This window comes from Coprobacter sp. (genome assembly GCF_982436375.1).
Genome location: NZ_CEWDCG010000104.1, coordinates 1 through 10,240, shown reverse-complemented (window position 1 = coordinate 10,240; position 10,240 = coordinate 1). Strand labels below are relative to the sequence as shown.

Here is a 10,240-nt window from a genome sequence, read left to right as displayed (position 1 = left end):
AAGTGAATCCACTGGTGTTTGAGACCAGCGCGTCTACCAATTCCGCCATCTGGGCTTTTAGACGGGGCAAAAGTAGATATTCTTTTTGATTGTGGCAAGCTTTTCAGACTTTTTTTTCAAAAAAAGGATATATATAGATTTGCAAAGAAAAATATTAGTTACTTTAGCAAACGGTATAAATACAAAATATATTTCGGAATAGAATCGGACAAATAAATGAAAAACAGCATTTAATCTGTATTTTATTCGCCCAACCGACACAAAAAAAAGCTATAGTATGAAAAATAGATATTGCATCATTATGGCCGGCGGAATCGGAAGCCGGTTTTGGCCTGTCAGCCGAACAAACCGCCCCAAACAGTTTTTAGATTTTTTCGGAACAGGACATACTCTCTTGCAACTGACTTATGATCGTTTCCGCAAAATCATTCCTCCCGAAAATATCTTTATTGTAACGAACGAACAATATGAAGGTTTGGTAAAACAACAAATACCGGATGCCGATGATAAACATATTTTGTTAGAGCCCCAACGAAGAAATACCGCTCCTTGTATTGCTTGGGCAACATACCGCATACAGTCTATCGATCCGGAAGCCAATATCGTAGTAACTCCGTCAGACCATCTAATCCTCAAAGAAGAAGCTTTTGCGGAATGTATCGATAAAGGATTAGAATTTGTAGAAAAATTTCCGGCTCTTCTTACATTAGGAGTAAAACCCAACCGTCCGGAAACCGGATACGGATATATACAGATCGGAGATGAAAGTAACGGAGATATCAACACCGTTAAAACGTTTACGGAAAAACCCAATCAGGAATTGGCTGAAGTTTTTGTAGAAAGCGGAGAATTTTTCTGGAACTCCGGAATATTCATCTGGAATGTGCAGACCATTATTAAAGCGTTCCAACGATATCTTCCCGAAGTCTCGGCTCGATTCGAATCTGGAATCGGAAAATTCAATACATCTGAAGAAAAAGAATTTATTCAGGAAAATTTCCCCGCTTGCCAAAACATCTCCATAGATTTCGGACTGATGGAAAAAGCATCGAACGTATTTGTTCTCTGCGCCGATTTCGGATGGGCAGATGTAGGGACATGGGGATCTCTTTATGATATTTCGTCTAAAGATAAAAACGGCAATGTAAATCAAGAGGGAAAATCTCTCATTTATGAAAGTGATAACAACATCATTGCTGTTCCGAAAGATAAATTGGTCGTCATCGAAGGCTTAAAGAACTATATTGTCGCCGATTCGGACAATGTACTGCTCATTTGCAGAAAAGATGAAGAAGAACGTATCCGACAGATCGTGAATGATGCAAAAGTAAAATTCGGGAACGAATTTATTTGATAAATGGTCCTATAATTTGTCAATTTGAATTTATAACATAAAACGGCAGATTCTTGTAGAAAGGACCTGCCGTTTCTATATAGAAGAATGAACTATTCCGGTACTATCTTTATACTCTTTACAGCAAGCCTTGCCTCAAGCCATCGGACAAAACGCGATTGTTCTGCTTTCGACATAGGTTTCGCATAGCGTACCACAGCTAACGTCATCGTATCCAGTTTTCCGGTTTCTACACTACTGAATACAGATTTCGTAACTGCAATATTTTCAACTAACGGGAAAAGGACTTTAATCTCGGGTGAAATTGCAACACCTATCGTATCATACTGCTGATAACGAGACACGACTGTCCGCAAAGAATCGACTTTTTTATTCAATAAAGCAATCTGCTGCTGATTATCTTTATAAATATCTTGAAACATCATGCTGTTCAGGCTCTTCAAATCAATCTCCTTATTGGATGCAAATCCTTGTGAAAGGATCAATTTTGTACCGGCTAACCCATATTTGGGCAGTCGGGACTCGATCGCCAATATCGAATCTTTCGAAAGTTCTTGTCCTATAAGAGAAACCCGAATAACTTTCTGTCCGCTCTCAAATGAAGCCGTTTTACTTAAAACCTGAATATCAGGTAAATTAAACTGCTGATTCACAAACTGGAATGCAGATGTCTCGAAGTAATTCTGACGTATCATATTATAGGTAATGATCACGCTCGGTGTCATTGTAAGGAGCAGAATAGAATATACAATACGTTGTACGGTTTTCTCACGGTCTTTATCGACAAACTGCTTTTTAGAAAACTTCATTGCCTTTACTCCCATTGTAGTTGCAAAAGCGATAAAAACAGAATTGATAAAGAACAGATAAAACGCTCCGAAAAAATAGTGCATATTTCCATTGGCCAGACCGAAGCCTGCCGTGCATAAGGGAGGCATCAAAGCCGTAGCAATAGCCACTCCCGGAATTACGTTTCCCTTTTGCTTGGTAGCCATAGCCACAATACCTGCCAATCCGCCAAAAAGAGCAATCAACACATCATATATCGTCGGGGAAGTACGTGCCAGCAATTCCGACCGGGCTTCATTCAACGGAGAAATCAAAAAATAGAGCGTAGAGGTCAATACACTGAAAATAGTCGCCACACCTAAATTCCGAAAAGACTTTTTTATCAATTCGAAGTCATTGATTCCAAGTCCCAATCCAATGCCCATTATAGGACCCATTAATGGAGAAATCAACATCGCGCCAATAATAACCGCCGTAGAGTTTGTATTAAGCCCTAAAGAAGCAATAAAAATGGCAAAAATAAGTATCCATATGGTAGAGCCTTTAAATTCTATCCCTTCACGGATGGCCTCGACTGTCACCTGTTCACTTTCTCGGTCCTGACTCTGGTCTAAATAATGCCCCAAAAACTGCCTGACAGCAAGAAACGACTCTTTAAAAAACATATCCTCACTTTTTTATCAATTTATTTATCAACGGAATCTCTTTTATCGGTAAATCCCGTTTTACCATATAAACAACGAAAACAGATAAAAGTGCTGTACGGAACAATAATTTTAAAACCAGATTATCTATATCCACCCATATCGCAACAGCATATAAAACAAGAGTCAATACCGCATAACGTCCCATCGAGGGCAAGTCGTATTTAATCGGGTATTTTTTTTGTCCTATAAAATAGGAAACCATCATCATCGAGAAATAACAGAAAAAAGCAGCCCATGCACATGCCATATACCCGAAACGAGGGACGAAGATTATATTTATAGCCGCCGTAACAACAAACCCGAATAAAGAAAACCAAGCCCCCCATTGCGTCTGGTCCGTGAGCTTATACCAGAGAGAAAGATTAAAAAATATCCCGAAAAACAACTCTGCCAACATAACGATAGGAACGACTTCGATGCCTGTAAAATACTCCTTCGGCATAAGAAAACGTACCAGATCCAAATAAAACATCACCCCCAAGAATATGAAGAGTCCGAAAATAACAAAATACTTCATCGCATCTGAATAGGATTTTTTATTTTCATCTCCGGATTCTTTGTTTTTTGCAAAAATAAACGGTTCATAAGCAAAACGAAACGCCTGCGTAAACATAACCATGACAATAGCTATCTTATAAGCCGCACCGTATATTCCCAACTCAGACATCGCATTAGGCCGGGATTCCGCCAGCAACGGATAAAACATTTTATCAAATGTCTGATTCATAATTCCGGCAATACCCAATATCAACAACGGGAATGAGTAACGAAGCATACGTTTCCAGATCACCGCATCAAAACGATAACGAATCTTAAATATTTCGGGAATCAACATCAATAATACAGCTCCCGAACTGATCAAATTGGAGACTAAAATATAGCCTACCATAAAATCAGGATCAAAAAACCATGAAATCAAGGTGGGATTAGTTTTGTATATCCACGGACACAATAAGAAAAAAAACAGATTCAATGCGATATTCAAAAATATAGAAAAAAGTTTAAGCGCGGCAAAGCGTATCGGACGTTTCTGATAACGCAAATAAGCAAACGGCAAAGCGGTAAAAGCGTCTATTGCGATTATCAATGCCACCATCCAAACATAATCGGTATGAGCGGGATACCCCAACCATGCAGAAACCGGTTTCAAAAAAATAAGCACCAATATAAAGAACAAAGACGATGTGGATGCTAAAGAAATCAGGCCGGTAGTATATACTTTAAGAGGGTCTTTATACTCCTTATCATTGGCAAAACGAAAAAATCCGGTTTCGAGTCCATAGGTCAGAATAATCAACAACAAAGCCATATAGGCATATAAATTTGTAACTATCCCGTACTCTGCGGTAGTTTTTAGTGCGTTAATATACAAAAAGACAAAGCACCAATTCAAGAAACGCCCCAAGATACTGCTCAATCCGTATATCGCAGTATCCTTGGCAAGACTTTTCATTCCGGACATAAATAATCGTTTTAAAATAAAGAACCCTGTTCCGAGAAACGGGAACGACGCAAATGCGTATATGCCAAATCGGTCACTTCCCGCCCACGTGGAGTCCGTTTAATAAATCCTTCTTTAATTAAATACGGCTCATAAACTTCTTCAAGAGTACCCGGATCTTCGCCTAAAGCAGTAGCTATAGTCGTAAGCCCCACAGGTCCACCCTTAAATTTATCGATAATCGTGATCAGTATCTTGTTATCGATTTCGTCCAATCCATATTGGTCTATATTCAAAGCCTCCAGAGAGAACTTGGCAATATCTATCGTTATCTTTCCGCTACCTTTTACTTGTGCAAAATCCCGCACACGGCGTAATAAAGCATTTGCTATACGGGGTGTTCCCCGACTACGCATGGCAATCTCATCCGCAGCTTCGATCGTACAAGGGACTTGCATAATCGAGGCAGAGCGTAAGACGATACGGCTCAATACCGTATGATCATAATATTCAAGATGGCAATTAATGCCGAATCGAGCACGTAAAGGACTGGTCAACAACCCGCTTCGGGTAGTAGCTCCGATCAGAGTAAAAGGATTCAGATCGATCTGTATAGAACGAGCGCTCGGACCTTTATCGATCATAATATCGATACGATAGTCTTCCATAGCAGAATAAAGATATTCTTCTACTACGGGACTCAGCCGATGTATTTCATCGATGAAAAGAACATCGTTAGGTTCTAACGAGGTCAAAATCCCGGCCAAATCTCCGGGTTTATCCAATACCGGTCCGGAAGTGATTTTAAATCCCACACCTAACTCATTCGCCACGATATTCGAAAGAGTTGTCTTTCCCAATCCGGGAGGCCCATGCAGCAGGACATGATCTAAAGCCTCTTCCCTCATACGGGCAGCCATAACAAAAACCCTCAGATTCTCTATAATTTTATCTTGTCCGCTAAAATTATCAAAAGTCAGCGGACGAAGGGCTTTTTCAAACTCCCGTTCATTTTCAGAAATATTTTGCTCTCTTATATTAAAATCAGATTCCATATACAGGCTAAATGTTTCATACTTTCGAAAAACAAACTTAGATATTTATTTCGGGACAAACGATCTTTATGAAAAAGCATCTGGTTAAACTTCAAAACAAAATCGTTAAAATCAAGAATCTTTGCGCATTTTATTTTTCAGGGCCGCTTTTTTAGCTACTTTTTCCCAAAACTTTCTCTTATAATATAATGCTGTTTCCACTGAAGACGCAATATCCCAGCCCCGAAGACGGGAATATTCGGTAACAATATACGAAGTTACTTCATCACTCGGGCTGATTCTATCAAAATTACGAAGACACTCCTTTTTCGTCAGCTTGCCAAAACGCATCCTGTTCAAATCTACCAAACTAAAGTGCACGTCATCTCCGACTTGTTCATAAAGGACATTTCCCGGAGAATAATCCAGATGCAAGATTCCCAACTTATGAACTTTTAAAGTAAACTCGGCAAACTTGTCGAGGATATATTCACCCGACCCTATCGAATTATAAAAGTCACGCATCATTCGAGGATAATTTTCCATTTTACTTATAAAATATCCTTGATAAAAAAACAGACCTTTTTTTACTTCTATATAGGCTATCGGTTCAGGAGTGCGTATTCCTTTACTCAAAAGAAACATAGCATAATCATAAGCTCTCTTCGCTTTACTAGGGCGAAAAAAAGCATAGATAATACGGTTGATACAAATCGGAACTTTATAGCGTTTCACCACAACATCGATATCTTGTACCCTGAATTTCTTAATTTGATTACGGGCCTCATAAATCATATCCCCCCCATTACTGAAATCAGAGGGAAGTTGCTCTATAAAAAGTGAAAGTTTCGAATAATCCGGATTAATTACAATATTCATATCACCGAGTTAAAACTCTTCTTCGTTAATTCTATACAAATATACCTATTTTCTTGAATATAGCTTTTTACAAAACTATTTTTGGGCATATATTTCCTTTTTTATCTTATCCGCTATCTCTTCAGGAGAAATTTCATTTAAACAAGCATAATCATTCCGCCAACAAGGACGATTTCCAAATATCGAGCATGGACGACAGGGTAAATCGAGCTGAACAACATTATCCAGAGATTGTCTCCACCCTAAAAAACCCGCATAGGGATGAGTCGCACCCCAAACAGATATAACCGGAAGTCCGACTAAAGAAGCCAAATGCATATTTGCAGAATCCATCGAAACCAACAATTTCAAATGACTCATCAAGGCCAATTCTCCGGAGAAACCCAGTTTCATATCCGTTAAAGAAACAACCTTATCCGGAAAATCAGATGCCCATCGGTTTAAAACCAAAGACTCTTTTTCCCCTCCGCCGAAAAGAAATATTTTATATTCTCCCGTTTTTGCCAACATCGATATTAGTTGTTCCATCTTCTTTTCCGGATATATCTTTCCTTGATGTTTTGCAAATGGCGCCACACCTATACAGTGCATCTCAGAAGAGATCTCCGATAATAAGATTTCCGGTAAAGCGGCTTTTTGCTTTCCATAAATCGAAACGAAATTTTCAGGAAAAGAAAAGCCGAGTTTTCTGAACACATCCGTATAACGATGAAAGGATGTAGGTAATTGCCGCAACTTTTTATGTCGACGCGCCGTAATTTCACATTTAGCAATTCGCCCCTTATTTATATGAATACTTTTCACACCTGAAAGACGCAATAATGCGCACAATAAACGTGAACGCAAAACATTATGAAGATCAGCTATCCCGTCAAAAGATAACGCCCGAAGCTCTTTATATAGTACATAAATACCTTTTATCCCCTTATGCCGTCCCCGAATTTCAGCCGGATAAATCTTTAAATTATCCGGTCGGTTTATGAATATCCGAGATACCACAGGAGTAGTCAGCATTGTAAAATTCACATCGGGATAAGCTTCACACAACGAGTAAACCACCGGAATAGTCATCGCAACATCTCCCAATGCGGAAAGCCGAATAATCAAGATATTTCTTAATGGTCGGGGGAAAATCACAGAACAATTATTTTTTACCATATAGCACCGGATTCAGGGCCGGATCATTATACATTTTCATTTGCTTATATACTTTCATATATTTCTTCCCCGACTCAATATCAAGTAAAAGCTGATCTATCGCAGAAGACAAATCGATTCGTTGCTCAAGCAACACCCGCAATTTTTCACGGCACTTTTCTATATGTTCCGGAGAAGCGTCACGGCGTTCTACCTCCTGCTGCATATGATAAATCTTAAGGGCCAGAATAGAAAGTCGATCTATTGCCCATGCAGGACTTTCGGTATTGATCTTTGCATCTGCTTCCACCTTTACATTCTTATACTTATCCCAGAAATAACTGTCTATCAATTCGACCAAATCGGTACGATCCTGATTCGACTTGTCAATACGGCGTTTTATCTGCAACGCTTCTGAGGGATCGATAGCCGGATTGCGAATAATATCTTCCAAATGCCACTGGACGGCATCGATCCAATTTTTCAGATATAAATAATAATCGATTGTTTTTTCTTCAAAAGGATTCTGAATCTCAGCATCCACGTCATCTATATTGTGATAAGCCAATGTGGCATTCCAAAATATCCGGTTACTTTTTTCACTAAAAGTCATATCGAGTCTGTTATTGTATAGTTAAGTCTACAAACATAACAATTGTTTCATAAACGAACAATCTTTCGGACAAATAAATACGGTTTAACGCCCTTTACCGAATACATACCGAAAAAAGAGTTAATTTTGTACCATTTCCCGTAGATATGAAAAAGAATATCAATATTATTATCGATAATAAAATACCTTTCATCAAAGGTATTCTCGAACCGTATGCAAACGTTAGATATTTACCCCCTTCGGAGATAACAAAAGATCAAGTAAAGGATACTGATATTTTGATCATACGCACTCGTACACGCTGCAATGAAAATCTTCTTTCAGGAAGCCGTTGCAAATTTATCGGTACGGCAACAATCGGATTCGACCACATCGATACCGAATATTGCAAACAAAACGATATCGAATGGAAGAATGCGCCGGGATGCAACGCCTCATCGGTCGGGCAATATATATTAGCATCTTTGCTTCTGCATGCAGAACAAAACAATTATTCGCTCAAAGGGAAAAAGATCGGAATAGTCGGTGTCGGTCATGTCGGTTCGATAGTCGCTCACCATTGCCGAACTATCGGGATGACTGTTTTGCTCAATGATCCGCCTCGGGCAAATACGGAACAAAACGATACTTTCGTTTCTTTAGACACGATTGCCGAAGAATGCGATTTTATCACTTTTCATACACCGCTTAATCGCACGGGGATATACCGAAGTTTTCATCTGGCCGACAATAGCTTTTTCAAAAAGTTGAGAAAGCAACCCGTTATCATCAATTCTTCCCGAGGAGAAGTTGTCGATAATAAAGCCTTATTAACCGCATATCAAAAGAAAGAAATATCGGATATAATCATCGATTGTTGGGAAAACGAACCGGATATACTTCCTGAATTACTTGAGAGCGCCTTTATCGCGACACCTCATATTGCCGGCTACTCAGCCGACGGAAAATCGAATGCCTCCCGGGCTATGGTTCGGGAAATATCCCGAATACTCGGGATCGAGATCGACACCTCAAAAATAACACCTCCGCCAGCCCCTTTTCCGGAAATAGATCTAAATGTATGTTCGGGAGATCCGATAACGAATGCCGTAATCGCGTCATACGATCCCCGAACCGACACAACCAATTTGCGTTCTGCACCTGAACAATTCGAAAATTTACGCGGGAATTACGGACTTCGTCGAGAATTCGGAGCATATAAAATCATGCTTTCCGCATCCGAAAAAATTCCGGTTTTAAAAGAATTAGGGTTCATTACCCCCTCAAAATCATAGTCGTGAGACAATATCCTCGATTATCCGAGGATAAAACTCATACTCCAATCGGTGTACTTTTCGAGCTACATCTTCATAAGTATCAGCCGGATCTACCGCACATTTTTCTTGATGAATAATAGCCCCTGAATCATAGTGTTCGTTTACATAATGTATCGTTATACCGCTTTCTTTCTCTCCCGCATCGACAACAGCTTTATGAACATGATCTCCATACATACCCTTCCCACCGAAACGAGGTAACAACGCAGGATGTATATTTATAATTGCACCGGGATATGCCTGAATCAAATACTTCGGGATCTGCAATAAAAAACCGGCCAGAACGATAAAATCGATATGAAAATCCCGAAGTTTTGTCAGTACATAATACTCCGATTCAGAAAACTCCTTTTTCGTAATGATAAGTTCAGGAACTTTCAATAACCGGGCACGCTCAAGGACATAAGCATCCGACCTGTTAGAAACAACAAGGGAAACTTCAATACTCTTCGATTTGGAAAAATATTGAATAATGTTCTCTGCATTAGTACCCGAACCGGAAGCAAATATGGCAATGTGTGTATTCATTTTTCATTCTATCATTTCAAGTCTTGACAAAACTACAAAAATTTATAAAACAGCCGAAGAAACGATACAATTAATATAAAGGAGCAGTCAAACTCTATCAAGAATACAAGCCTCATATTATTCTGATAGACATCAATATGCCGGTACTCGACAAATACGGAACGACAAAAAAATCCATGAAATACCTTCATCAGCTCCAATCATTGCCGTAACAGTACCGAAGATGAAGATAAGATCCTAAAAAGCGGATTCGACGGGTACACGTCAAAACCTATCACTATTAATACCAATTACATTAAAAGATAAAATTGTCGATCTATTGACAAATCGAATTCTATTTATTTAATTATGTATCGAAAGATGTTCTAAACGGCAAATAAAAATGCGAAAAACATCCGTTTTCTTCCCTAAAGTCAGTATAGAACAATTCATTGTCCGTTCT

Annotated in this window: 9 protein-coding genes; 2 read left to right on the top strand and 7 right to left on the bottom strand. The window is 39.0% G+C overall.

The genetic code is table 11. The annotated features are described in order from the left end of the window. Positions 1 to 277 precede the first annotated feature (277 nt). On the top strand, positions 278 to 1,354 hold the full coding sequence (locus AC1WHX_RS07320; RefSeq protein WP_278585868.1) for a mannose-1-phosphate guanylyltransferase: 1,077 nt from the start codon (positions 278 to 280) through the stop codon (positions 1,352 to 1,354). Between the two features lie 92 nt (positions 1,355 to 1,446). Here the strand turns inward: AC1WHX_RS07320 and AC1WHX_RS07315 are convergent, their stop codons facing one another. The 6 genes from AC1WHX_RS07315 to AC1WHX_RS07290 all read right to left on the bottom strand — a co-directional run bounded on the left by AC1WHX_RS07315 (position 1,447) and on the right by AC1WHX_RS07290 (position 7,954). After that, entirely contained in the window at positions 1,447 to 2,808 is a 1,362-nt protein-coding gene (locus AC1WHX_RS07315) for a TIGR00341 family protein (protein ID WP_122338250.1), read from the bottom strand. 4 nt (positions 2,809 to 2,812) lie between these two features. After that, entirely contained in the window at positions 2,813 to 4,312 is a 1,500-nt protein-coding gene (locus tag AC1WHX_RS07310; RefSeq protein ID WP_302544830.1) for a lipopolysaccharide biosynthesis protein, read from the bottom strand. Positions 4,313 to 4,323: 11 nt separating this feature from the next. Continuing rightward, entirely contained in the window at positions 4,324 to 5,346 is a 1,023-nt protein-coding gene (gene ruvB / locus AC1WHX_RS07305) for a Holliday junction branch migration DNA helicase RuvB (RefSeq protein WP_009318232.1), read from the bottom strand. Positions 5,347 to 5,457: 111 nt separating this feature from the next. Beyond that, complete coding sequence (locus tag AC1WHX_RS07300; RefSeq protein ID WP_481229082.1) at positions 5,458 to 6,204, bottom strand: lipopolysaccharide kinase InaA family protein; 747 nt, start codon at positions 6,202 to 6,204, stop codon at positions 5,458 to 5,460. A 75-nt stretch (positions 6,205 to 6,279) separates the two neighbouring features. Then, positions 6,280 to 7,362 carry a glycosyltransferase family 9 protein gene (locus AC1WHX_RS07295; protein WP_302544828.1) on the bottom strand — a complete coding sequence of 361 codons (1,083 nt, stop codon included), beginning with the start codon at positions 7,360 to 7,362 and terminating at the stop codon, positions 6,280 to 6,282. Continuing rightward, positions 7,349 to 7,954 carry a DUF4254 domain-containing protein gene (locus AC1WHX_RS07290; protein ID WP_022389876.1) on the bottom strand — a complete coding sequence of 202 codons (606 nt, stop codon included), beginning with the start codon at positions 7,952 to 7,954 and terminating at the stop codon, positions 7,349 to 7,351. The genes AC1WHX_RS07295 and AC1WHX_RS07290 overlap by 14 nt, the downstream gene beginning before the upstream one ends. Before the next feature lie 146 nt (positions 7,955 to 8,100). On the opposite strand from AC1WHX_RS07290, the gene pdxB reads away from it, so the two are divergent. Next, positions 8,101 to 9,228: a 4-phosphoerythronate dehydrogenase PdxB gene (gene pdxB / locus AC1WHX_RS07285; RefSeq protein WP_302544827.1), complete on the top strand. Its 1,128-nt coding sequence runs from the start codon at positions 8,101 to 8,103 to the stop codon at positions 9,226 to 9,228. On the opposite strand, the gene purN is transcribed toward pdxB, so the two are convergent. Beyond that, positions 9,223 to 9,798 (bottom strand): phosphoribosylglycinamide formyltransferase, encoded by a 576-nt coding sequence (gene purN / locus AC1WHX_RS07280; protein ID WP_122304476.1) that lies wholly within the window; start codon positions 9,796 to 9,798, stop codon positions 9,223 to 9,225. The genes pdxB and purN overlap by 6 nt on opposite strands. Between the last annotated feature and the right edge of the window lie 442 nt (positions 9,799 to 10,240).

Coding starts and splice junctions, on each gene's coding strand:
- AC1WHX_RS07320 (WP_278585868.1), top strand. CDS start 278: ATGAAAAATAGATATTGCATCATTATGGCCGGCGGAATCGGAAGCCGG.
- AC1WHX_RS07315 (WP_122338250.1), bottom strand. CDS start 2,808: ATGTTTTTTAAAGAGTCGTTTCTTGCTGTCAGGCAGTTTTTGGGGCAT.
- AC1WHX_RS07310 (WP_302544830.1), bottom strand. CDS start 4,312: ATGTCCGGAATGAAAAGTCTTGCCAAGGATACTGCGATATACGGATTG.
- ruvB (WP_009318232.1), bottom strand. CDS start 5,346: ATGGAATCTGATTTTAATATAAGAGAGCAAAATATTTCTGAAAATGAA.
- AC1WHX_RS07300 (WP_481229082.1), bottom strand. CDS start 6,204: ATGAATATTGTAATTAATCCGGATTATTCGAAACTTTCACTTTTTATA.
- AC1WHX_RS07295 (WP_302544828.1), bottom strand. CDS start 7,362: ATGGTAAAAAATAATTGTTCTGTGATTTTCCCCCGACCATTAAGAAAT.
- AC1WHX_RS07290 (WP_022389876.1), bottom strand. CDS start 7,954: ATGACTTTTAGTGAAAAAAGTAACCGGATATTTTGGAATGCCACATTG.
- pdxB (WP_302544827.1), top strand. CDS start 8,101: ATGAAAAAGAATATCAATATTATTATCGATAATAAAATACCTTTCATC.
- purN (WP_122304476.1), bottom strand. CDS start 9,798: ATGAATACACACATTGCCATATTTGCTTCCGGTTCGGGTACTAATGCA.